The 24668-nt window shown below is 64.5% G+C and carries 18 protein-coding genes; 10 read left to right on the top strand and 8 right to left on the bottom strand.

Going from position 1 to position 24668, the window contains the following annotated elements; all coding sequences use genetic code 11:
- Positions 1–46 precede the first annotated feature (46 nt).
- Positions 47–832: a DeoR/GlpR family DNA-binding transcription regulator gene (locus tag H7F51_RS01565; RefSeq protein WP_185662439.1), complete on the bottom strand. Its 786-nt coding sequence runs from the start codon at positions 830–832 to the stop codon at positions 47–49.
- A gap of 271 nt (positions 833–1103) precedes the next feature.
- Here H7F51_RS01565 and H7F51_RS01560 point away from each other — a divergent pair, with 271 nt between their 5' ends.
- The 6 genes from H7F51_RS01560 to ribH all read left to right on the top strand — a co-directional run bounded on the left by H7F51_RS01560 (position 1104) and on the right by ribH (position 9728).
- On the top strand, positions 1104–1991 hold the full coding sequence (locus tag H7F51_RS01560; RefSeq protein WP_221773941.1) for a transketolase: 888 nt from the start codon (positions 1104–1106) through the stop codon (positions 1989–1991).
- Positions 1988–2938, top strand: coding sequence for a transketolase family protein (locus H7F51_RS01555; RefSeq protein ID WP_185662438.1), 951 nt, complete (start codon positions 1988–1990; stop codon positions 2936–2938). The genes H7F51_RS01560 and H7F51_RS01555 overlap by 4 nt, the downstream gene beginning before the upstream one ends.
- Positions 2939–2940: 2 nt before the next feature.
- Positions 2941–4425 carry an FGGY family carbohydrate kinase gene (locus H7F51_RS01550; protein WP_185662437.1) on the top strand — a complete coding sequence of 495 codons (1485 nt, stop codon included), beginning with the start codon at positions 2941–2943 and terminating at the stop codon, positions 4423–4425.
- Positions 4426–4494: 69 nt separating this feature from the next.
- A complete protein-coding gene (locus tag H7F51_RS01545) occupies positions 4495–7602 on the top strand; it encodes a TonB-dependent receptor plug domain-containing protein (RefSeq protein WP_185662436.1) in 3108 nt (1035 codons plus the stop codon).
- 392 nt (positions 7603–7994) lie between these two features.
- Positions 7995–9281: a 3,4-dihydroxy-2-butanone-4-phosphate synthase gene (ribB, locus tag H7F51_RS01540; RefSeq protein WP_185662542.1), complete on the top strand. Its 1287-nt coding sequence runs from the start codon at positions 7995–7997 to the stop codon at positions 9279–9281.
- Positions 9282–9305: 24 nt separating this feature from the next.
- On the top strand, positions 9306–9728 hold the full coding sequence (gene ribH / locus H7F51_RS01535) for a 6,7-dimethyl-8-ribityllumazine synthase (protein WP_185662435.1): 423 nt from the start codon (positions 9306–9308) through the stop codon (positions 9726–9728).
- A gap of 216 nt (positions 9729–9944) precedes the next feature.
- Here the strand turns inward: ribH and H7F51_RS01530 are convergent, their stop codons facing one another.
- Positions 9945–10190, bottom strand: a complete 246-nt coding sequence (locus tag H7F51_RS01530) for a hypothetical protein (protein ID WP_185662434.1) — start codon at positions 10188–10190, stop codon at positions 9945–9947.
- A gap of 49 nt (positions 10191–10239) precedes the next feature.
- On the opposite strand from H7F51_RS01530, the gene H7F51_RS01525 reads away from it, so the two are divergent.
- Together H7F51_RS01525 and H7F51_RS01520 are read left to right on the top strand one after the other, a co-directional pair.
- The gene (locus tag H7F51_RS01525) at positions 10240–11775 is read left to right on the top strand and encodes a flavin monoamine oxidase family protein (protein WP_185662433.1); all 1536 of its coding nucleotides are present in this window, start codon (positions 10240–10242) and stop codon (positions 11773–11775) included.
- Between the two features lie 142 nt (positions 11776–11917).
- Entirely contained in the window at positions 11918–12445 is a 528-nt protein-coding gene (locus H7F51_RS01520; RefSeq protein ID WP_185662432.1) for a GAF domain-containing protein, read from the top strand.
- A 156-nt stretch (positions 12446–12601) separates the two neighbouring features.
- On the opposite strand, the gene H7F51_RS01515 is transcribed toward H7F51_RS01520, so the two are convergent.
- On the bottom strand, positions 12602–13258 hold the full coding sequence (locus H7F51_RS01515) for a TetR/AcrR family transcriptional regulator (protein ID WP_185662431.1): 657 nt from the start codon (positions 13256–13258) through the stop codon (positions 12602–12604).
- A gap of 120 nt (positions 13259–13378) precedes the next feature.
- On the opposite strand from H7F51_RS01515, the gene H7F51_RS01510 reads away from it, so the two are divergent.
- On the top strand, positions 13379–16432 hold the full coding sequence (locus H7F51_RS01510; RefSeq protein ID WP_185662430.1) for a glycoside hydrolase family 9 protein: 3054 nt from the start codon (positions 13379–13381) through the stop codon (positions 16430–16432).
- 182 nt (positions 16433–16614) lie between these two features.
- On the opposite strand, the gene H7F51_RS01505 is transcribed toward H7F51_RS01510, so the two are convergent.
- A complete protein-coding gene (locus H7F51_RS01505; RefSeq protein ID WP_185662429.1) occupies positions 16615–17970 on the bottom strand; it encodes an FAD/NAD(P)-binding protein in 1356 nt (451 codons plus the stop codon).
- A 316-nt stretch (positions 17971–18286) separates the two neighbouring features.
- On the opposite strand from H7F51_RS01505, the gene H7F51_RS01500 reads away from it, so the two are divergent.
- A complete protein-coding gene (locus H7F51_RS01500) occupies positions 18287–20629 on the top strand; it encodes a TonB-dependent receptor (protein ID WP_246447576.1) in 2343 nt (780 codons plus the stop codon).
- A 426-nt stretch (positions 20630–21055) separates the two neighbouring features.
- On the opposite strand, the gene H7F51_RS01495 is transcribed toward H7F51_RS01500, so the two are convergent.
- Genes H7F51_RS01495 through H7F51_RS01480 form a run of 4 tightly spaced genes read right to left on the bottom strand, consistent with a single transcriptional unit; the run spans position 21056 to position 24656 of the window.
- Positions 21056–22210, bottom strand: coding sequence for an LLM class flavin-dependent oxidoreductase (locus H7F51_RS01495; RefSeq protein WP_185662427.1), 1155 nt, complete (start codon positions 22208–22210; stop codon positions 21056–21058).
- Positions 22211–22228: 18 nt separating this feature from the next.
- Positions 22229–23191, bottom strand: coding sequence for an LLM class flavin-dependent oxidoreductase (locus H7F51_RS01490; protein WP_185662426.1), 963 nt, complete (start codon positions 23189–23191; stop codon positions 22229–22231).
- The gene (locus H7F51_RS01485) at positions 23188–23796 is read right to left on the bottom strand and encodes a nitroreductase family protein (RefSeq protein ID WP_185662425.1); all 609 of its coding nucleotides are present in this window, start codon (positions 23794–23796) and stop codon (positions 23188–23190) included. Before H7F51_RS01485 ends, H7F51_RS01490 begins: the two co-directional genes overlap by 4 nt.
- The gene (locus H7F51_RS01480) at positions 23796–24656 is read right to left on the bottom strand and encodes an ABC transporter ATP-binding protein (RefSeq protein WP_221773940.1); all 861 of its coding nucleotides are present in this window, start codon (positions 24654–24656) and stop codon (positions 23796–23798) included. The genes H7F51_RS01485 and H7F51_RS01480 overlap by 1 nt, the downstream gene beginning before the upstream one ends.
- Positions 24657–24668: the final 12 nt, after the last annotated feature.

Genomic DNA, 24668 nt, shown 5'->3' with positions numbered 1-24668 from the left:
TCCTGCGAATGGACGACGATCGTGGCGGGCCCCCTGCCCGCGACCGTCAGGCGATAATCACTTCCACGCCGGCTGCTTCGAGCGCCGCGCGATCCTCGGGCCGGATGCCCTCGTCTGTAATCAGGACATGGATCAGATCGATCCCGCCCAGCGACGTGAACGACCGCTGGCCGATCTTGCTGGAATCCGCGACGAGATAGACCCGCTCGGCGGCCTCGATCATCGCTCGCTTGACGGGAATGTCCGAAAGGGCCGGATAGGTAAGCCCCGCATCCAGATCGAGCGCGGCCGTGGCCAGAAAGAGCTTCTGTGCGAAGAGGCCGCGAAAATAGTCGGCAGAGCGCTCGCCGCTCAGCGAAAGGGTCGGCGCCTTGAAGTGCCCGCCCGGCATATGCACCTCGAAGCCCGCTTCCGCTCCTAGCATCAGGGCGATGTTCAGCGCGTTGGTGATCACCGTCATGTCGCGCAGTGTGCGCAGGTTGGACGCCACCTCGGTAGTGGTCGAACCAGAATCGAGCACGATCGTCTCGCCATTGCCCACCAACTGCGCCGCAGCCCGCCCGATGCGACGCTTGGCGTCCATGTTGTCGAGGTGCTGCAGGGCCATTGCCCGAACCTGCTGCGGCACAGACTTCAGGAAGGCGCCGCCGTGCTCGCGCGCTATGTGCCCGTCGGCTTCCAGCTTTTCCAGATCCTGTCGCATGGTCACTTCGGACACGCCGAAGGCATCCGCCAGGGTTCGCACCCGGGCACTGCCCTCCTCCTGCAACCATTCCAGAATTTTGTTGCGCCGCGCCTCGGCAAGGAGACGGACTTTCGGCTGCTGATTCATTCGAAATTGCTCGACAGCTGGCGAAGGCCTTGCGGCCTCCACGGGGTTCATTGCCTCTGTAATGTCGTCTGCCGGCCACTTGGCAAGACCTTTCGTTTCCGCATCCTCTGATCCCGGCCGCTTCACGGGCCAGTCACCTGTCACCTTGGTAGGCATCGTTTTCGCATTTTGTCAATTGCAACCCATTCACCCCTCAAAACGAAAAAAATAGAAAGTTTAAACTTGCGAAGTCCGTAAGAGAGGAGTAGGCGGAGCCTGAAAAGAGAGGATAATGGGCACTCCACAACAATACCCCGCAACAGGCGACGCCGCCTTGGACATCGGCGGCAAAGCCCAGCGTGCGCGCCATGTTGGTGAGCGCGCCAACTGGATGCGCCGCCGCTTGCTCGGCATGATCGTGGCCGCGGGCCAAGGCCATCCGGGTGGAGACCTGTCAGCCACCGACATCGTTGCTGCGCTTTATTTTGATATTCTGCGCTTTGACCCCACCGCACCGCTTGCCCCCAGCCGCGACCGTTTCATCCTTAGCAAGGGGCACTGCACCGGCGCCCTTTACACGGCGCTCGCCGGGGCGGGGTTCTTCCCCGAGGCCGATCTTGACACCTATCTCCAGCCGGGCTCGCGACTGAACGGCCATCCGAACCGGACCTATCTGCCGGGCGTGGAAACCAATACCGGCCCCCTCGGTCATGGCTTGCCCGTTGGAGTAGGCATCGCCGTCGCAGGCCAGATCGACAATGCGGATTACCGCGTCTTCGTGCTGACCGGCGATGGCGAATTGCAGGAAGGCAGCATGTGGGAAGCGGCGATGTTCGCCGGTCATCGCGGCCTCGGCAATCTCACGGTAATCGTCGATCGCAACCGGCTTCAGCAGGGCGCGCGGACGGAAGACACGAACAGCCTGGAGCCGCTGGGCGGCAAATGGGCCAGCTTCGGCTGGCAGGTCGTCGAGGTTGATGGCCACGATCACGCAGCCTTGCTGGCGGCATTCGACGATGCCTGCGCCCCGCGTAATCAGCCGCGGGTGATCATCGCCAACACCATCAAGGGCAAGGGCGTCAGCTTCATGGAAAACCAGGCCGGATGGCACCACGGCGTGCCTAATCCCGAGCAGTACCAGCAGGCGCTTGCCGAACTCGAAGCGGAAATCCACGCATGAGCGCAAGCGCCCCTTCGAGCGGACTCTTCGACTGCCGGGACGCCTATGTGCGCGCGGTGGAAGAGCTTGCGATTGCGGACGATCGCATCGTCGCGGTGGTGAATGATTCGGTCGGATCGTCCAAGCTGGGCAAGTTTCGTGATCGCTTCCCGCACAGGCTGGTGAACGTGGGCATCGCCGAACAGAACATGGTCGGTATCGGCGCCGGCCTTGCCAATGGCGGCAAGATCCCGTTCGTCAGCGGCGCATCCTGCTTCCTAACCGCGCGCGCGATGGAACAGATCAAGGTCGATTGCGCATACAGCAATTCCAACGTCAAGCTTTGCGGCATCTCGTCGGGCGTTGCATATGGCGAGCTTGGCGCAACCCACCACAGCATCGAGGACGTGGCATGGCTGCGCGCGATCGATAACCTGACGGTGATCGTTCCATCCGATCCCTGGGAAACGGCGGCGGCAATCAAGGCGGCGGCGGAGATGGACGGGCCGGTGTTCATCCGCATCAGCCGGATGCCCGTACCACAGATCGCCCGCGCCGAGGGCGCGAGCTTCGCCATCGGCAAGGCAGAGGTGCTGCGCGTCGGCAACGACCTTGCGATCATTGCCAATGGCACCCTGCTGCATCAGGCGGTTGCTGCCGCGCAAGACCTTGCCGCCGAGGGCATCTCGGCGCGTGTGGTCAACATGGCCACCGTTTCTCCGCTCGACGCCGAAGCGATTGCCGCCTGCGCTGCAACTGGAGCGATCGTCACAGCCGAAGAAGGCCTTGCCTCGGGCGGGCTGGGAGGCGCGGTGGCCGAACTGTGCGCTCGCCATCACCCCGTACCCATGCGGATGTTGGGCTTCCCCGGTTTCCTGCCGACTGGCTCTGCCGCGTGGCTGATGGACCGGTTCGGACTTAACGCGAACGGCATCGCTGCCGCGGCCCGCGAACTGGTCGGCCGATAGCCATGTCCGAACCGCTCATCCTTGCCATCGATCAGGGCACAACCAACACCAAGGCGCTGCTTGTTGCGCCGGATGGTTCGGTGCGCCTTGCGCGATCGCAGCCGATGGGCATTGCCTATCCCCAGCCCGGCTGGGTGGAACAGTCCGCATTGGAGATCAGGGACGTCGTCCAGTCCCTCGTCGTCGATCTCGCTTCTGCTGCCGAAGGAGCGCAGATTGCCGCGCTCGCGATTTCCAACCAGCGCGAAACCGTGGTGGTTTGGGACGCGACGACCGGCGAGCCGCTCGGTCCGGCGATCGTATGGCAGTGCCGCCGCTCGGCCGATCGGTGCGACGCCCTTGACGCGGCCGGGCATGGCCCGGAGATCGCCCGGCGCAGCGGCCTCGGGCTGGACCCGCTGTTTCCAGCCGGCAAGATCGCGTGGCTGCTGGACTCTGTGCCCGGATCGCGGCTCCGTGCCGAACGCGGCGAAGTAAAGTGCGGGACGGTCGATAGCTGGCTGCTCTGGAACCTGACTGGCGGTGCAGTTCACGCCACCGATCACAGCAACGCCTCGCGCACCCAGCTGTTCAGCATCGAAACCCTTGGGTGGGATGAAGAACTGGCGCGGCTGTTCAACGTGCCGCTTGCCATGCTGCCTGAGATCATGCCGTCCGACAGCCGGTTCGGCGAGGTTGCGATACCCGATCTCGCCTCCGGAATCCCTGTTCGCGCCATGATCGGGGACAGTCACGCCGCGCTGTTCGCACAAGGCGCAGGCATGGATGGCGCCACCAAGGTGACCATCGGCACGGGCAGTTCTCTGATGACTGCCACCCCTTCTCCCGTCCGTTCGTCGCATGGCCTGTCGACCACCATTGCGTGGAATCGCGGCGGCCGTGTGCAGTATGCGCTGGAAGGCAATATCTCGGTTTCCGGCCACGCCGCCGCATTTGCAACCGGGCTGCTGGGCCTGCCGAACGAACAGGCGCTGTCCGAACTCGCCGCCTCGGTGCCCGACAACGGCGGTGTGGTGTTCGTGCCCGCTCTGGCAGGTCTTGGCGCGCCTCACTGGTGCAGCGAGGCGCGCGGTTCCCTGACCGGGCTATCGCTGGGCACCACTCCCGCTCACGTGGCGCGTGCGACGCTGGAAGCAATCGCGCTCCAGATCTGCGACGTTATCGACGCCCTCGACGCGGACCTCGGCACCCGACTGGCCGAGATCTCCGTTGATGGCGGCGCATCCCGCAACGACTTTCTGGTGCAGCTTCTCGCCGATCTTGCCGGGCGGGATGTGGCTCGCCCGGCCATGGCCGAAGCAAGCGCGCTCGGCGCCGCTCGACTTGCGCGCGAAGCGATGGGAACGGCCACGGCGGTGGAGCATGTGATGCCGGATGTGCGCTTCGCTCCGGCCATGCCGGAAGCCCGGCGCCAAACCGTCCTGCGCCAATGGAGCAACGCAGTGGCGAGCGCCGTCCGCGCCGCCTCCACCAGCAAGGAAACGTGACAGGGAGACGGGACTCCGCCTCCAAAAGCCTGACGTGTCGAAGATGCGTCCAACAAAAAGGGAGTGGATATGAAAATGTCTAGCGAGGGGCCACACACCGCCCAATTGCTGCGCCGGGTCCTCCTGACAGGCGTCAGCGCAGTGACGCTGATCACTGCGTCCGGAGCCATGGCCCAGACCGCGCCGGGAACGACGGCTGCCGCGCCGCCGGAGGGCGCCTCCGCGTCGACCGAGGCGGCCATCGTCGTCACCGGCACCCGGATCAAGAGCCCGTCCCTCACCTCGCCCTCGCCGCTGCAGGCGGTGACGGCCGAGACGATAGAGAACACCGGCGCAACCAACGTGCAGGACGTCCTGGCGCTGGTTCCGGCAGTCGGTATTCCCAGCCAGACCCGCGTCAGCAACGCCGCGGACACGAACCCGGGCCTTGCCACCGTCAACCTCCGCAACCTGGGCACCGACCGTACTCTGGTGCTCATCGACGGCCGCCGCACGGTTGCCGGCGTGCCCGGCACCGCGCAGGTCGACCTCGCGATGATCCCCACGCAGTTCGTCGAACGGGTCGATGTGCTGACCGGCGGTGCCTCTGCCGTCTACGGCTCGGACGCGATCGCGGGCGTGGTGAACTTCGTTTACAAGAAGAACTTCCAGGGACTTGAAGCCAATGCCCAGGCGGGCATTTCCGAGCTTGGCGACGACAAGCGCTATTCGGGCAACGTCACCTTCGGCAGCAACTTTGCCGACAATCGCGGCAACGTGATGCTCTATGCCGGGTACAACCACGAAGGTAACGTGCCCAACTACAAGCGCGAGCGGACCGCATCGGGCTGGAGCAGCCTTGGCAACCTGCTGCGCACGGGCGGCAACAACGACGCCAACCTCACGGCAGCGCAGAACCTGTTCAACCGCTACTACGGCCCGTCGAACGTGGGACCGGGCGGCGTGTTCAACTTCGGCGGCACCGGCAGCCGGCTGATCCTTGCTGACGGGACGATCGACACATTCCCATCGCTCACCGCCAGCAACATCAACGACCCCACCACTCTCGCGAAGGTGGCGAAGTACGGATACAATGCCGCTGCCTTGGGCCAGCAGGCATCGCCTTCGGATCAGTTCACGGTTGCCATGCGCGCCAACTATGACGTGACCGAGAACCTCAACCTCTTCGCGGAGACCACCTTCTCGAACTACAAGACGGTCGGTCGGCGCGAAGCCTCGCCGATGCGGACCGACAGTGCGCTTGGCGCCTTCACCGGAACGAATGGGTTCTTCCCCATCCAGTTCCAGGTCGCCAATCCGAACAATCCGTCGGACATCCGCATCCTGACCAACCCGTTCGTCCCGGCCTCCGTGGTGGCAGCCGCAGACAACCGGGCGAACAATGACACCATCGGCTCCAAGGACATGAGCTTCCTGATCCGGACGAGCATGTTCGGGGACGGCACCCGCAGCACACCGACCGAGCGTGACAACTTCCGCGCTGCCGCAGGCGGCACGCTGAAGCTCGGCGGCGACTGGACGGCCGACTTCTATTACCAGTACGGTTTTACCAAGCAGCGCCAGGGCATGACCAACCTGGCTGACCTCTATCGCCTTGCCCAGGCGGTCCAGGCCATCCCCGACGTGTTCGACTATGACCGCGACGGCAACACCACCGAAGCGGTCTGCGTTGACGCCAACGCCCGTTCGCAAGGATGTGTGCCGATCAACGTTTTCGGCCTGAACGCTGACGGCAGCACCAAGGTGTCGAGCGAAGCCGCCTCCTGGCTCTACGCGGAGATGAGCCGCTACTCGAAGCAGGTGCTGCAAAGCGCATCGGCCAACGTCGGCGGCACGGTGTTCAACCTTCCCGCCGGTCCGGTTCAGGCTTCGGTCGGGGCTGAATGGCGCTCTGAATCGAGCATGGATGACTTCGATCCGCTGACCAACGCCGCGCGCAACGGCTACGTCCAGTTGCTTGACACCAGCGGCAGCTTCAACGTCAAGGAAGCTTACGGAGAAGTTTCGGTACCGGTCATTCACAATGCTCCGTTCATCCGCAACCTGACGCTGCGCGGCGCAGCCCGCCTGTCCGACTACTCGACCGTCGGCAGCTTCTGGGCGTGGAACGTCGGCGGAGAATGGACGCCGGTCGACGATATCCGCTTCCGCGCGGTCTATGCCCATGCGGTCCGGGCGCCCAACATCGGGGAACTCTACGCGGCGTCGGCAGCCGGCATCATTGCCATTACCGACCCGTGCCAGGGCGTTACCCTTGCCCAGACCAGCACCGTGGCGATCAATTGCCGCAAGGACGCGGGGGTTCTGGCAAACATCAGCTCCAACGGCTCGATGACGCTGACCTCATCCGATACGGCCGGCGTCGGCAGCATCACCGCTGCCAACCCCAACATCAAGCAGGAAACCGGCAAGACCCTGACCTTCGGCGTGGTCATTGCTCCTCGCTCGATCGACGCCCTGCGCGGACTGACCTTCACGGCCGATTACTACGACATCAAGCTTGAAGGGGCCATCAACCGCCTTGCCGCGGCCACGGTGCTCAACAAGTGCTATGCCGGCGGCCAGCAGGAATTCTGCCAGTTCGTCACCCGCCGCCAGCAGCCTTCGGGCGCGTTCAGCGTCGGCTCGGTCGAACAGGTCGTTCGCGGCCTGATCAACAGTGGCGGCATCTTCACTCGGGGCCTGGACTTCACGCTCAGCTACCAGCACCATTTGCTTGGCGGGACGATGGTCTGGAACGGCAGCTGGACTCACCTGATCAAGCAGGGTCAACGCCCGCTTGACGGCGATGCCTATGACAACCTGATGGGTGAAATCGGCACCCCGCGCGACACGGCGACTTTAGGGTTCAACTGGGACACGCCCCGGTACGGCCTGACCGTTGTGAACCGCTACGTCGGGTCGCAGATGTTCGACTACGAAAATTATCAGGTGAACTTCAAGCTGGCGGACGGCTCGCTACCGGATCGCAAGTACTTCACCATCGGCGCGAAAATCTACACCAACGCGCAGATCCGCTTCAATCCGACGGAGCATTTGGAACTGAACTTCGGCGTGAACAACCTGTTCAACGTGGATGCCCCGCCGCTTTGGAACGGCACTCCCAACGGTAGCCCAAATGCCATCTGGGACATCATCGGCCGCCGGTACTATCTGGCAGCACGCATGAAGTTCTGACGGTCTGCAAGGCCCCTCCTCGCTGGGGGCGGCGCGCTGCGCCGCCCCCATTTTTTTGAGTGCGATCCGGTCCGCGCACCTGTTACCAAGACGGAGCACCAGGCAAAATCCTCCGCGCGGTGCTCAACATGCAAACGCCCTCCACTTGCCCGACGCCGCCGAGAAGCGGTCACAGTACCTCGCGTGGGCAGTCGCGCGTGGCCTCGCATTTCCATGCTTCGGAGGTAGCTGTACCCAGGGGAGACGAATTCCCATTCCACGGACACTTCCCTGCTGAGCGAAGGCGAACCTGAAAACGCTGGGCACCGACGAACAACCGCTCGATGTGCGGCAGGACGCATTGCTGTTTTTTCACTCCTTGCAATTCACATCGCACTGTGAAAAATGCCCATATGGCAAAAGATCTCATCGACCGAATCACCCATCTCGTTGTCAGCCGGCAAATGTCCCGGGCAGGCTTGGCGCGGGCTGCCGGATTGCACGCCAACACGCTGAGGGATTGCGGCAACTCCAACTGGAACCCGACAGCCGAGACCCTCAGCAAGCTTGAGCGGTTCCTCATGTCGAACGATGACCGTCCGGTCCTCGCCACCATCGAGGAAATCATCGATGAGGCGCGCAACGGCCGCATGTTCATTCTGGTCGATGACGAGGATCGCGAGAACGAGGGCGACCTCATCATTCCCGCGCAGATGGCGACGCCGGCCGCAGTCAACTTCATGGCAACCCACGGTCGCGGGTTGATCTGCCTGTGCCTGACGCGTGAGCGCTGCGAGCAGCTCGAACTGCCCCCGATGGTGCAGGAAAACGGAACTCCACTCGGAACGGCCTTCACAGTCTCGATTGAGGCGCGCGAAGGGATCACTACTGGCATTTCCGCAGCCGATCGCGCCCGCACCGTGTCCGTCGCCATCGACGGAACCAAGGGCAAGGCCGACATTACGTCGCCCGGGCATGTCTTCCCTCTTCAGGCGCGCGATGGCGGCGTGCTGGTTCGCACCGGCCATACCGAGGCGGGTGTCGATATCTCCCGCCTCGCCGGCCTAAATCCGTCCGCGGTGATCTGCGAGGTCATGCGGGACGATGGCGAGATGGCGCGATTGGACGATCTGGTCACTTTCGCGCGGATGCACGACCTCAAGATCGGCACCATTCGCGATCTGATCGCTTATCGGCGGAATCACGACCGCATGGTCGAGCGGCGGGCGGAGATCGACTTCACCAGCCACTTCGGCGGCCAGTGGCGTGCGATCACCTTCTTCAACAAGGCGACCGGTGACGAGACCGTGGCCTTGATGAAGGGGCGGGTTGAGCCCGACAAGCCGACGCTGGTACGGATGCACACCCTCTCGGTGTTCCACGACACGTTCGGTGAAGTGGGCGACCGCGAGAACCTGCTTGCCCGCTCGATGGAGATCATCGCGGAGGAAGGTTCGGGCATCATCGTGGCGATCAACCGGCCGATGCGGGGTTATGTCTCGCGGTCGATCGAGATGAAGGCGCGTGCACTCGCCGGTGAGGAAACCCCTGTCGAGGAATTGCGTGATTATGGGGTGGGGGCGCAGGTCCTGGCCGAACTTGGCATTCACGACATGGTTCTGTTGACCAACACGCATCACTCGCTTGTAGCGCTTGAAGGCTATGGGCTCAGCATCGTCGGCGAACGCCGGATCGACTGAACGAATTCTCGGAAGGGCACTTACGTGGCAAATTTTCTTATCGTCGAGGCTCGCTTCTACGATCACCTGAATGACATGCTGGTCGAAGGCGCTCGCGCCGCACTCAAGGCTGCGGGCCACAGGGTGGACGTGATCACCGTGCCGGGCGCGCTGGAGATTCCGGGAGCGATTTCGCTCGCAGATCAGGGCGGCGCTTATGAAGGGTACGTCGCCATCGGCGTGGTCATTCGCGGCGAGACCTATCACTTCGAGATCGTAGCCGGCGAAAGCGCTCGCGGGATCATGGCCCTGACGATGGACGGAATGGCCATCGGCAACGGGATCCTGACCGTGGAAAACGAGGCTCAGGCGATCGTCCGCGCCGATCCGGCGCAAAAGGACAAGGGCGGCGAAGCGGCCAAGGCTGCGCTCGCCCTGCTTGCGCTGCGGGACAAGTTCGGAGTCTGATGCAGGACCCTTGCCGCCTGCCTTTGACTCCTGTTTGTCTGCCTGATGCAATCCGCTCGCCGCTGGCCAGATTGTGCCGGGAGTAGCGGAGTGATTCTCCACTCCGCCTCCCCCAGATCCGATTCATCGGCGGAATAAGGCGTACTTTCGGCGGAGGTGTCAGTCCGATGCGAACCGCTCTCCGTTGGTCAGATCACCCTTTCTCCGCGCAGCCGCTCAGCTCATGAGCGATTGCCATTCGGCGAGAGCCGCCGAGCGTCTCTGCTTGTAGACTTCTCTGCTGACGAGGTGGCGTTCCTGAGCAAAAAGGTTGTTAACCGAGGCGTCGAGGCATGCGCCTCGCCCTACCGCATACACCGCGACACCACCATGCGGTGCAGTTGCTTTGACATCACCCGCCGCCGCCATATGGCGCGAGTCCTGTGGGAAGCTCGTCACCCCAGGTGGAGCGGTCTTGCGCAATCCGGTTCCATGATGTTGGCGGGGCGAACGAGGGACCGGGAGCGATATAATGCGGGGAACCATTCTCAGGGATGCATTGCAGCTTGCCCGCCGCGTTGAGCGGCGTGCAGCAGGTCTGCCGGATCCTGAGCATCTTTCCTCGACCGGGCTGGCCCGCCGCCATGTCCTGGGGATGTTGGGTACGGGGGCAGCAACTATGGCGGCTCCCGCCTTGGCCAGCCCACCGGTACGCAGCGTCGCCATCGTCGGCGGGGGTCTCGCAGGCCTCAACGCACTCAAAGTTTTGTCGGAGCGCGGCATCGATGCCCGCCTCTATGAAGCGCGTTCACGGCTTGGCGGACGGGTTCTCACACTTCGGGACGAGCGGGCGCCGGGAACCTGGGAGGAGATGGGCGGGCAGCTTGTCAATTCTGACCACGCGGACATCATCCGCCTGTCGCATCAATTCGGCATCAGGCTCATCGACAGGAAGGCCCGAGGTGGCCGCGAACTGGTGATCAGGGGCGGTCAACGCGTATCAACGGCACAGCTCGCTCGCGAGCTCGCCCCGATCGCGTCACAGATTGCCAGAGACAGCGAATTGCTCGACCGAGGGGGGCGGGCCGCCGTGGCACGGCTCGACCGTATGTCGGTGGCAGAATACCTCGCCCGGCACCGGGCCTTGCTCGCATCGGATGCTGTCCGCGTCCTCCTGGAGCAGGGCATCCGAACGGAATTCGGGGTAGAGCCTCGTGAAGCCAGTGCGGTCGAACTGATCTTCAACCTGCCGACGGTGAACGGCCGGGCGTTTGAAACCTTGGGCAACAGCGACGAGCGGTTCGTCCTGGAAGGAGGTTCGGGGCGGCTCGTCGATGCCATGGCGCAAGCGCACGCCTCGCGGATCGACACGGGTCGCCAGTTGGTCGCCCTGACCCCAACAGGATCGCAGACGGAACTGCGCTTTGCCGACGGCACCACCGTTGCCGCCGACCGCGTGGTCCTTACCCTTCCCCCTGCCCTGCTCGGACAGATTGACCATGGCGGCCTGTTCTCGGCGCCCTGGCAGGCTGCTGCACGCGAACTGCGGCTGGGCAGAAACGAGAAGCTCAACGCCCGCTACGACCGCAGGGTATGGAAGCAGCCCATGGGCGAGGCGGGAAGCACATGGGATGCAACCCGCGAGGCGCTCTTTGCCGAAGTATGGGACTGTTCGGCAGGGCAAGACAGCCACGCGGGCATCCTCACGTGGTTCTTCGGGGGGGATCAGACCAAGCTCTATTCCGAAGCTGGTGTCCGCACGAAGCTCGAAACGACTGTAGGTAGCGCTCTCGGAGATCTGACTGGTGTCGCTTCCGACCAGGCTCACTTGTCCTCGTGGAGCCGCGAGCCATTTACCCAGGGCGCCTACATCAATTTTTCCAAGGGTCAGTTCACGCGGTTCGGCAGTCTTACATGGCTCGAAGCTGGGCGGAAGGTCACGCGGACGGCACGATCTGGACCGATCATATTTGCTGGCGAGCACACGTCCGACGCCTGGCCGGGGTACATGAACGGCGCAGCGCAAACCGGGCGCCTCGCAGCCGAAACGATCCTTGCGGACCGGTAGTAACCAAAGCTGCAGGCTGGGAAGCCGGCCCGGCAGCCTCCCTCAACAAACCGGCCATTCTCGACACAGATGGCAGAGCTGAAATCTTCTTTTGCGTCACTTTTGATGATAGATGTGAATGACATAGACGGAAAGCTGGTCGATGGATGACACATTCGAAGGGGGCAGAGCCAAAGATAAAGCGCTTGCAGCAAGATGGAGCGCCGCCGCCGAAGCTATAGAGGCGTTGGCTGGTGCTCGGTCTCTCGATGCGGTTGTCACCGTGTTGCGTGCATTCGCACGACGGGTGGTGGGCGCTGACGGCATAGCGATCGTCCTGCCTGACGGGGATCGATGTCATTATGTCGCGGAAGATTCGATGGAGCCCTTGTGGGAAGGACAATTTTTCCCGGCGTCATCTTGTGTGTCCGGATGGGCCATGAAGCATCGGGAGACGGCCGTAATCGGCGATGTCTTCGACGATCCGCGTGTTCCCGTCGACGCCTATCGGACGACCTTTGTGCGTTCGATGTTGATGGTGCCCATCGGGCAAACCAAGCCGATCGCGGCAATTGGCGCGTATTGGTCCGAAGCGGGGGAGCCGAGCGATCATGAAATCGCCCTTCTCGAAGCCTTGGCGCGGGCAGCCTCAGTAGCCCTCGAAAATGAACGGCTTGCGAAACGCACGTAGCATCATGTCAGAGCAAATTTTCCTGACAGGTTGGATTGGTTAAAGCTGAGGCGTCGCCGCTGTTGAAGGGGCTCACCATCCTACGGTAAAGTCGGGTGACCTCAACAGAGCCGCCTTCCGGCCCACCGCATCTCTGCCCTATTAGCCGCCGCCCGTTCATCCAGCCGATTGCTGGCAATCTTCGCTCTCGCAACGCCTGCATACGGCCATCCAGCCCTGAACCACAAAGTCCGTCAGAAGGTCGAACAGGGGTTCAGTCTGTTCAGGGGCGGGGAGCGTGCCTGATTTCGAGCCCCGCTCGATCACGATGCGCAGTGCCGCAATCATCATGTCGAATGAGGCATCGAGCGCGTCCGCCGGCAAGTCGTGAAACAGATCTGCCAAGGCCTGTCGGATCAGGTTCCCGTTCGGATAGATGAAGTCAGCGAGCAGGGTGCGTTCGCCGCTGGTCGGGTCTTGCGCCTCGCGGACCATGATCGACACGAAATAGCGCCCGCGCGGGTCCCGCAGCAGGTTCCGCGGGCCGGCAAAGAAGGCCTCGACAAGGCTTGTCAGTTCCTCTTCGCGCGAAGCTTTCGGCTGCAGCCTGGCTTCTTTCAGCAAGGCGCGTGCATCGAGTTCGCCCTGCCATTCCTCCCAGATCGCGCGATAGAGCGCCTCCTTGGTCCCGAAGTGGTAGGGCAAGGCTCCCAGGTGCACCCCGGATGCAGACGCAATCGCCCGCATGGAAACGCGCGCGTAGCTCGCCTGGGCGAACAACGTCTCGGCGGCACGCAGAATGCGCGTGCGGGTGCTCATGTCCGAACTGCTCATGTCCCTCCCGTACCCTGCCATTGCACCCTCGTCACCGCCCTTGCAGGAATAATTTGTACACGCGTACAAATACGCTATCAAGCACGCCGATCCATGAGGTCGCGCAGGGAGAGCAATTCGATGCCGAACGACAAGATCGCAGCCCACCGTGAAGCCGGCATCCTGTCCTGCAGCCGCCGCGGCGCCCTGAGGAGTGGCACGGCGCTAAGCCTCGTCGCCGTGCTGCCCGCCTCACTTGCGCAGGCAGCCACGCGCGGCGCCGACAGCGCAGCGTCGCTCTGGCAGGGACGCTGGCCCGTGCGTCCGCTCCTTCAGGCAGACCTGTCCAAACTGCTCGACGAAAAGGGACGGCATAAACCGGTGCACGACCGGCACGTGCTCGACGACATGGAGGATGATGCAGGCTGGATCGCGTCCCCGGCGGTGCAACTGGGGTACACCTCGGAGCGCAGCCGGGTCGGCACCCGCTCGCTCCGGTTCAGCACGCTTCTACGCAATGAGGAGCACATCCGGGCTGCGCGCCGTCCAAATGGGACATTCCAGGGCGACGGCGTCCTGTTCGAGGGACAGCCTTTCGCTGCCTTCGCCCGCCTGCGCTTCAAGCAGCCGCAGGACTGGAGCGGATACAACCGCATTTCGCTGTGGGCTTACCTTCACCCGACCGATAATCCGATCAACACCATCTCCATCCAGTTCCTGTCAGAAGGTGCATCAGCGGGCCCGCTCGATCCCGTCGCCGTTCATTACGTCGGCGATCTCAGGGCGGGCGAATGGAACCACATCGTCTGGGAGATTCCAGAGCACCAGCGCGACAGGGTGGTGGAGTTCACCATCTTCCAGACCCTCTCCGGCGTCAGCGTGGCCGGTGCGGACCCGCGTGTGACGTTCGATTTCGATGATCTCGCGGTAGAGCGCATCGATGCGGAGCCGCCCAAGGGCTGGTCGATTGCGCCCGGCACCATCGCCTACAGCCATGTCGGCTACCAGCCTGCCGGGCCCAAGGTCGCGATTGCTCCCGAAGGACCGGACCAGTTCGAGCTCCTCGATGCCGAGGGGGGACGCACTATCGCAACCTTTCCTGCGCAGCGGATCGAGAATGCCCGAGGCATCTACCGCGTCCTGGACTTTACCGGGTTTGCCGGACCGGGCCGCTACCGGATCCGGCATGGGGCCGCCATCAGCGAAGCCTTTCCTATCGGCGAGGACGCATGGCGCTTCACGATCGAGGCCACGCTCAACGCCTTCTACGGCCTACGTTGCGGGTTCCCGCTCCCCGGCGTTCACGATGCCTGCCACCAGGACGTGTTTGCCGAATACAAGGGCGACAAGCGGAGCATCGAGGGTGGCTGGCATGATGCCGCCAACCTTACCCAGAGCCCGTACCGTACCCACCTCTCGATCTATGCGCTGCTCGAGTTGCACGATGCCCTCGTCCGCAAGGGAGACCATGCCCTTGCCGAAAGGGCACTGGAGGAAGCCCGCTGGGGGCTCGACTGGTCGGTGCGAACCCGTTTTGCTCCCGGTCTGCGGGCGCTCTACAATCACGTCTCCTACTGGACCGACAGCCTGCGCGACACCTTCGACGATGTCGTACAGGACGACGCAAGGGGAAGCGTTGGCCGCGACGATTTCCAGAACACACTGGGTGTCCTCGTTGCCGCGCGCGCGGTTCGGACGCTTCGGCGGCTCGAACCGGCATTCGCCGCCAGCCTGCTCAAGGCGGCGACCGAAGATTTTGCCCTGATCACGGCGGCCATTTCCGCTCCGCCGACAGAAGCACTACCCCGCGAAATCAACGAGCCCAGTTGGCGTGACACCGTCGGTTACCTGACCCTGACCGCGGTCGAACTCTACCGTACGACCGGAAATGCCCGCTATGCCGAGGAAGCCGTGCGGTTCGGCCGATGGCTGGTCCAGATCCAGGAACGCCGCTTCGTCGATGGCATCGGCATTTCGGGCTACTTCTACGAGGACGCCGGACGAACCCGGATTGTCCACGAATACCACAACAGTTTCGAGGATTGCGGCCTGCTCGCCTTCGCAGCGCTGTGCGATGCGCTTCCCAGCCATCCGGAGTGGATGGAGTGGCATGTCGGCCTGGCCATCTATGCCGAGCACTACTGCGTCAGCGGCTCAAAGGCATCGGCGCCGTTCGATGTCGTCCCCGCAGCGGTATGGCGGCAGGCCGACCTCGATGCCCCGCAGCCGCTCGACCGTACCGGCATGATGCTGGCCAAGCACCCCAACGCGGTATTCCCGACGCCGCCCACCCCGGAGCTGATCCGTCGGCAGATGCAACAGCAGTACGCTGATGGCACGCCGCTGGGGCCCAACCACCGGCTCCGCGTCTTCCCGCTGTGGTATGACCACGTCCGCAAAGGCGCGACCACCGTGCACATGAGCAAGACCATCGGCCTGGGCGTAGCGGCCGCGGCGTTGCACCGCCCCGATCTGTCCGACCTTGCAGCCCGTCAGGTCCAGTGGGTCCTGGGTACCAACCCGTTCTCGCGCTCGCTGATCTACGGCGTCGGCAATGCCTTCTGGCAGAACTTCACCGTTGCGCTGCCCAACTTCGTCGGCGGCATGTCGCTGGGCTTCAACTCCTATGAAGGCGATGCGCCCGCCTGGGGCAACAACGCCGTGTTCCCGTACAAAGAAATGTGGGTCTATTCGAACTGCCGTATGGCCATGAACCTTGCACGGATCGGTATCGGCGCCAGCGTCAGCGGCAGTGCACCGCAAGGCGCCGAATTCCGGAACGAGCGGACGGGCGCGATCACCCGCGTTCGCCCCGGAAAGTTTGGCATCCAGCTCGCTTCCGGACGTTACGCAGTCCGTTTCGGCGGGGTTGAACAGTCCCTTTCCGTTGCCGACGGAACCACGCTGACGCTGGCACTGGATCCATTGCGTTCAGCATCTCTCGCCGCAGTCGTGCGCAGCAGCAACGGCAGGCGCCGGACCATCGAGCTTTCAGTCACCGGTAGCGGTTCACACCAGCTCGAAACGAAGATCTGGAATGCGAAAGTGGTAGATGCGCCGGATACTGTGCAGGCAGGCAAAAAGCCAGCAATCGACACGGTGATCATCGAGATCATCGATCCGCTGAGCCCTTGGTACCTTCACTGCAGCAGCGGCAGCGGTCCTGGCAATTCGGTTACGCTCAGCGGCCGCTAACAGGCGAGAGCCCCACGAAGTTCTGCTCGTCGTGGGCCCCTATATGCAGATCTGTAGCTCTCAACCAAAGCCGACATTCGACTGGCCGAACCGGAAGCCTCAAACCGGCCAGCCGTTCAGGTGCGCAAAGGACGACCTCTAATTGATGACAATCCAGGATGCGGGTCAGTCTGGCGGCCAAGTCAGATGTCCGTCGAAATCACATGCGAATTGGTGAGAAATCGCGCAAGCTCCCACACCTGACGGCGGATGTCAGGCACCGCCACCGCCTCCCATGCCTCCCCCTTGGTCAGGGGGCCGACAACGAACAGGGATTCCTGCTTGCCGCCCGCGCTGTCGACGGCTCTGCCCAGCCGATCGACGTCGATCCCCAGGCCGTGCCGATCGGGCCGGACGCGGCCCTGCGCAATGAGACTGGTCAGCAAAGGATTGGCGATCCGGTGAATGTCGCCCTCCGGCCCGGTGCAATTGATCGCGAAGTCGAAATGATCGGTCGTGGTCTGTCCCGTGCCTCTCGGGGACCAATTCAAGAGCAGCCCCGGCCCGGATCGCTCGGCTGACAGGATCCGCCCACCGGCAAATCGCAACCGCCCACTGTCTTGCAGGGCCTCGAGCTTTTCGGCCACTGCGGGAGCGATCCGGTGCCGGTGCGCATCCCAGAACGGGCGCAGGTGCCGCAGGAAACGGCGCTGTGCCTGCTCGTCATGCAGGCGCCACAAGCTTTGGGTATGTGTCCGCAGCTCATCCACCGCCGCGCGCCACCCCACCCGCTCGGAGCGCTTGCGGACATGCCGCAAGAGCCACGACCCGCGCCCCTCGGGACGGGAGACGAACGCGATCGTCGCCGCCTCGGCGTCATGCGCCAATGGCACCAGGCCGCGCCGCGACAGCGCCGTGATCCGCCCCTGGTGCCCCGCGCCGACAAGGCCGAGGATCACGTCCACCGCCGTCAGCGCCGTTCCCAGCAGCAGCACGTCACCGCCAGCCCGGGCGACAGCGTCGATCGCGCCCTGCCAGGGATCGCTGATCACGATCGAACCGGGCAGCCCGGCGAAGGCGGGAGGCAGTCGCGGCGGACAGTTGCCGATCGCCAGAACGACCGCCCTGACGTCGAGGCTACGACCATCCGCAAAGTCTAGGCGAGTGCTGCCCGGGCCGACCACCGCGTCGACAGCCTCGCTTTCGACGATGCGGATCCGGTCAGGCGACTTGCCCAGTGCGTTCATCAGCAACTCGCGCAAATACCGACCATAGGCGAGGCGGGGGACGAACCGGTTGACCTGCTCCCGTTCGGCAAAGCCCATCCACCGCAGGAAGTGGCCCGGATCATCGGGGAAAGCACTCATGTTGCTGGCGCGCACGTTCAGCAGGTGCTCCGGCCGCCGCGTGCCATAGGCCAGGCCGCGCGCGATGCTCGTATGGTCGCGCTCGACCAGCACGACGCGCCCGCCATGCCGCAGGATATGAATGGCGAGGAGGGTTCCGCTGAACCCTGCTCCCACGATGGCAATCGGCAATTTCTGCCCGTCGCGCTTCACGAATCGCTCCTGTTTCCGGCTGGCGCGCACCCTAGGAAGCAGATCGGAAAAAACTCAACTCTTTTAATAGACATTGCGCGCCGAGCGGCTTCACCCGTGCGGTGCCCCGGCCATGGCGCGCCGGGCCATGGGCTGCGCAAGATCCAGCAGCGCCGTCACCGCTGATGCTGCAATTGCAGCATGCCGCAGGGCCGGATTTCGCGCCAAAATCGATATATCACATTGATATATATTGATTTCAGCAAGGATGGCACGCTCGTTGCGTAACCCCTCCCGACACCCGCGCACCGTTGCGCCCGATTTGAGGGGGAAGTCCTTGTCGTACCGAGTTCACCGCACCGCCCGCTTCCTGAGCGCCGGAGCCAGCGCCCTGGCGCTGAGCCTGGCCGCAACCCCGGCGCTCGCCGCGACGGCCGAAGAGGCTGCGGCGCCCGAAGCTCCCATCCCCGCCGCCGAAGCGGCCGACGAAGCCGCCGGCGGCAGCTACGACATCGTCGTCACCGCTGGCCGCCGCGAGGAACGGCTGCAGGACGTTCCCACCGCCGTCAGCGCGCTCAGCAAGGAACAGTTCCAGGTCGGCGGCATCGGCCGTTCCGCCAATGAAGTGCTGAGCCTTGTCCCCAACGCCTCGGCCGGCACGCAGCAGCACGGCCGCCCTCGCTGGTGGATCCGCGGCGTCGGCGCGGGCCAGCAGCAGCTCGACCTCGCAAACCCGGTCGGGTTCTATCTCGACGACGTCTACATCAGCAATTCCAGCGCGACCGGCCTGCCCCTGTTCGACATCGAGCGGGTGGAAATCCTGCGCGGCCCGCAGGGCACGCTGTGGGGCAAGAACACCACCGGCGGCGCGATCAACGTCATTTCCAAGCGCCCCAGCCTGAGCGGCGATGACGAGAATTACCTGAAGCTCGAATACGGCAGCTACGACGACAAGATCGCCGAAGGCGGCGTCGGCGCCGTGATCGTGCCCGACAAGCTGGCCGTGCGCGGCTCCTTCCGCATCGACGACCGCGACGGCCGCTTCACCAACCTGTTCACCGGCCAGAATTCCAACGCGATCAGCGACCAGGTCTTCCGCGGCCAGATCCTGGCCAAGCCGACCGACGACCTCGAAGCCCTGCTCAGCCTGCACTACCGTCGCTACAAGACCGACGGCAGCTACTGGAACACGGCAAGCTATGCCGCCAGCGGGGTCTATCGCGGGGGCTACGTGCCCTCGACCGACCAGGACACCACGAATACCAATGCGCCGGAATGGACCAACAACAAGCAGGTCGGCGGCTCGCTCCATCTCGACTGGCATCCCGGAGACCTGACGCTTACCTCGATCACCGGCTACGAACGCTTCGACAGCCGCAGCGCCGGCGACAACGACTATACGCCGTTCGAGATTTCGCGCGGCTATTCTAACGCCAGCTCGCGGCAATGGTCGCAGGAACTGCGCCTGACCTCGCCCAAGGACCAGACCCTGTCGTGGATCGTCGGGGCTTTCTATTTCAACGAGAAGATCCGCTCGAATGCCTATTCCGCGGCCCTGCCGGAAACCGCCGTGCCCGCGCTGGCCGGCGGCGGCGCCACGGTCGCCTTCAGCAACACCCGCTATAACCACAAGACCGAAAGCGGCGCGGTGTTCGCCAGCGGCACGCTCAACATCTCCGACAGGTTCAAGCTGACCCTCGGCGGCCGCTGGACCCGCGAGACGAAGCAGCTCGAATTCAACCGTCTCGCCTCGGCCAGCGCGGCCACGGCGTCATGGAGCAATTATGCCCAGTGGTGGAACAGCTACACCGGCACTTACGGCGGTGCCGGCACCTTCTCGGGCAACCTCTCGCGGACCTGGGATGCCTTCACCTATGACGCCACCCCCTCGTTCCAGATCGACCGCCACAACCTGATCTATTTCAAGTATTCGCACGGCCTGAAGTCCGGCGGCTTCAACACGGCGGCCACCCTTCCCGCCGCCCTGATCGCGGTCGAGCCGGAACGGCTCAACTCCTATGAAGTCGGCTACAAGTCGCAGTGGCTGGACGGCGCCGTGACGCTCAACCTGACCGGCTTCCACTATGACTACCGCAACGTGCAGGTGAACGTCGTCGGCCCGAACCCGGGCGCGGTCGGCGGCACGACCGTCTCCTACCTCCAGAACGCCGCCAAGGGCCACGTCGACGGGGCCGAGGTCGAACTGGCGGTCCGCCCGGTCGAAAACCTGCACCTCAACGCCGCACTCGGCCTGCTCAATACGCGCTACGACCAGTTCAACGTGCTCAACGGCGGGGCCAACCTGTCCGGCGCGCAGTTCGTCCGTTCACCGCACACCACGCTCAACGTCGCGGCCAGCTACACCGTGCCGCTGCGCAACTCTGGCAACATCGAGTTCGAGGCCGACGCGCGCTACACCTCGCTGCAGTATTACTACGTCACCCCGCAGGACCCGGCGACGCGCTACTACACCTCGCAGCCGGGCTACACCCTCGCCAACGCCCGCATCACCTACACCACCGCCGACGACAAGTTCAGCGTCTCGGCCTTCGTCAACAACCTGCTCAATGCCCGCTATCTCAACCACTCGCTCGTCGCGGCCTCGGCCACGGTAACGGGCGACGTGGTCCAGTGGGGCGATCCGCGCACCTGGGGTGCATCGGTGATCTACCGCTTCTGACCAAGGAAAGCGGGGCGGCGCGATCCCTGCCGCCTCGCCTCCATCACCAGCGGCAGACCGGAAGGGCGTCGGGAACAATCCCGGCGCCCTTTTTTGGGGCCATGTCGTTTGAGATGGATCCGGGGGCGCATCCAACGGCCGCAATGACGGCTGCCTGCCTAAATGTGGTCCGGACACGCCGACTTTGCGAACGTTGGACTTATTTCCAAACCCGCTCAGGCTGAGCGGAGTTTTGTGGCTGGATCGAGAATGTCGCCCCCCGACAAAGCTGCCCTCACCCCAATCGTCGTGCTGAAACAAGTTCCGACATGCCGAAAGCGGACCGTTGCTCAGGCCGTGAGACTTCAACCATATCCGCTCGCCCCCACAGAAAAGGGGCGCCGGGATTGCTCCCGACGCCCCTTCTCCAGGCCCTCTGCCAAGCGGTTATTCGGCAGCTTGAAGCAACGCCACACCGCTCTGCCCGAGCAGCGGAAGAACTTCCTCGCCCACGCGCCAGGCTTCCTCCAGATGGGGCGTGCCCGCGAGGATGAAGCCATCGGCGCCCAGCGCGATCAGTTCGTCCAGCCGCTCGGCGCATTGCTCATAGCTGCCGACGATGCCCAGCGCCGGGCCGCCGCGCAGCAGGTTGAAGCCGCCCCACAGGTTGGGCGCGACGATCAGGTCGTCGTAGCGCGTCGCATCGGCGGGCCGCAACGCGTCCTGCCGGGCGGCGCCGACCGAGTCCGTGCCGCGCGTGCGGGTGCGGCGGCGCTCTTCGCTGACGTTCTCGAAGCCGATCTGGACCTCGCGCCACGCCTCCTCCTCGGTCGGCCGGGCGACGAGATCCACGCGGATCGCGCACTTCTGTTCACCGCCCAGCCGCGCAGTGCGCTCCTTCACGCGGTCGAACTTGTCCGCCAACTGGTCGAACGGCTCCAGCCACGACAGGTAATAGTCGGCATGCCGCGCCGCGACTTCGAGCGCCGCATCGGACGAGCCCGAGAACCACATCTCGGGAAATTCCTCGTTTGCCAGAAGCGGTGCCAGGCCAGCGTTCTCGACCTGGTAGAAGCGGCCATCGTAATCAAACGAGCCGCCACCCCACACGCCGCGAAACACGTCGAGCCATTCCCGGGTGCGACCATAGCGGTCGTCGTGCGAAAAGCTGTCGCCCCACCACAGCTGCGATGGGCCGCCGCCGCCGGTGATGATGTTGAACAGGGCCCGGCCGCCGCTGAGGCGCTGCAGACTGGCTGCCGCCCGCGCGCTGTGGACCGGATTTCCGAAGCCCGGCTGGAAGGCGAGCATGAAGCGGAAAGTGCTGGTCTCGCGGGCCAGCAGCGAGGAGATCACCCAAGGGTCCTCGGTCCCCGGGAACGAGGGGATCAGCCCGCCAAGAAAGCCCGCGCCTTCCGCCGCCTTCGCGATCTGGGACAAGTGATCGATATAGGCGAACTGGTCCGCGCCGCCGTCGCTCGCCGGGCCGGGGGCGATATTGCCCGGCCGCAGCGGCGACCAGTCGCCCCGGTCGTAGTCGTGGGTGCGCAGGCTGGAATGGCAGCCATGGGTCGGCAGGCGCCAGTAGAAGTCGATCGCCATGAAAGTGCTCCTTTGGTCTCAGGCCGCGACGCGCAGGGTCGAGAGCCGCGCCCGCAACCGGGGCAGGACGTGCTGTCCGACGAGATAGGCCTCCTCGAGCGAGGGCAGGCTGCGAAAGACGAAGTGTGAAATCCCCACGCCTGCCAGGTCGGCAAGCCTTGCGGCGACCTCGTCATAGGACCCGACCAGGGCCTCGGCAGGCGCGCCGATCCGCTCGGCATGACGCTGCGCCTCGTCGGCAAACGGGCGCGCGACGACTGGCTGGAGCAGGCCATAGGCGACCGGGCGGCCGGTTCGCTTGCCCAGTCCGTCCAGGGTCTCGACCTGCCGGGACACGTCCGCCAAGGCGCTCGCCCGAAACAGATGAACGTCCGCCTGCCGCGCCGAATATTCGAGGTCTTCCTCGTCTTCGCCCTGCAGGAACACCTGCGGGAAATCCGCCCGGTTGAGCGGATCGGCAAAGCCGCCGTCCTTCACCGCGAAGTGCCGCCCCTCGAATGTGAAGGGCTGCGCGGCATGAACCCCGCGCGCGACGGTCAGGAATTCCTCCAGCCGCTCGCCCAGGTCATCCGCGCCGATGTAATCGCCCGAGCGCCGGCGGTCGGCAGCGCCCTCCGCTGCCGCGATCGCCCAGCCGAGCCGGTTGCGCGTGCTGCGCTGGAACGAAACGGCCTGCTTCGCGGCATAGACCGCCGATCCGACCGAGGCCGGAAACTCCGGCACGAGGACAATTCCCGGCACTTCTCGTGCAACCGCGGCGGCGATCACCCGGCTTTCGTCTGCCTCTTCGCGGTGGCGGATGAACAGACCGGAAAACCCGGCCTGGGCCGCGGCGCTGCCCACTTGCGCGTAGTAATCGAAGCGGTTCAGCGCCGGCCCGCGCTGCGACTTGACAATGCCGGGCAACTGCCGCCCGGCGAGAGGCTCGAAACGCTGCGGCTCGGCGGCGGGATCAAGCTCCCAGTAAGCGCTGATGGTCATGCGACATCCTTCTCTGCGTCAAAAGCCGGCTCGCCGAAGCGACCAACAAAAACCGTCTCGGCCAGCGGCCGCCGGGAATTCGGGGCCTCGGCGGCATGGAATTCGGGATCGAGCTGGTCCAGCCCGCCCTTCCGGCCGAGCGCGACCACGGCCTCGACCGCGAATTCATCGGGCACCGCCAGCAGGTCACGCGTGGCCGCCCGGTCGAACCCGCCGATGCCGTGGCTGTGCCAGCCGAGCCGAAGCGCCTGATGGGCAAAGTTGGACCAGGCCGCCCCGGCATCGAAACTGTGCGACCCGTTCTCCACCACTTCACCCCGGCGCTCGACGAAGCGGTCTGACAGGATCACGATCAGGGCCGACGCCTTGGCCGCCCATTTGGCGTTGCGCGGCGCGAGCAGGCCCAGCAGCGGCTCCCACAAGGGTTGCAGCGGCGTTGCAACCACGAAGCGCCACGGTTGCACGTTCGAGGCACTGGGCGCCCAGCGGGCCGCCTCGAAGGCGCTCAGGAGCACGCTTTCCGGTATGGCTTCGCCGGTAAAACTGCGCGGAGACCAGCGCTGCGTGAACACCGGATCGACGGGATGATCGGGACTGCGCGGCATCAGCGGGCCTCCCGCGCCGGAAGGCGCACCAGGTTGTCGGAAACGCCTCCGGGCTCGACCGGGGCCGCAGTCAGTTCGGCCAGGATCTCATCCTTCAGGCGATGCAGCAGCGGCGAACGGCGGTCGCGCGGATGGGGCAGGTCGACATCGACGATCCGCCTGATCCGCCCGGGATTGGGCGACATCACGATCACCCGGTCACCCAGGTAAAGCGCTTCCTCGACGTCGTGCGTAACCATCAGCATGGTCGAGCGCTGCGCCATCCAGATCCGCTGCAACTCGGTCTGGACGTTGACCCGCGTCAGCGCATCGAGCGCGCCCAGCGGCTCGTCCAGCAGCAGCAGCTTGGGTTCGGTCACCAGCGCCCGGGCAATGGCCCCGCGCTGCGCCATGCCGCCCGAAAGCTGGTGCGGATAAGCCTTTTCGAACCCCTCCAGCCCCACCAGCGCGATGTGCTCGGCCACGATCTGCGCCCGCCGCGCCTTGGGCACATTGGTGTTGCGCAGGGCCAGCTCGATGTTCTGTTCGAGCGTCATCCACGGGAACAGGCGGTGGTCCTGGAACACGATCCCGCGATCGAGACTGGTCGTGGCGACGCGCTCGCCGTCCAGCCGGATTTCGCCCTGGTAATCGTCGTCCAGGCCCACGATCAGGCGTAGCAGGGTGGACTTGCCGCAGCCAGACGCGCCGACGATGCTGACGAATTCGCCGGGGCGTAGGGTCAGGTTGATCCCCTCCAGCACCGGGCGGAGCTGCCCGCCGATGCGGAAGCTCTTGGACAGGTTGGCGATGGCCAGCTCGCCCCGCACGGGTGTGTTCGGTGTCTCGGCCGGGAGGCGGAGCGAAGGGTCGATACTCAAGACTGAGCTCCT

The sequence above is a fragment of the Novosphingobium flavum genome (genome assembly GCF_014230315.1).
Taxonomy (GTDB): domain Bacteria; phylum Pseudomonadota; class Alphaproteobacteria; order Sphingomonadales; family Sphingomonadaceae; genus Novosphingobium; species Novosphingobium flavum.
This window is presented reverse-complemented; position numbering and strand designations above follow the sequence as displayed.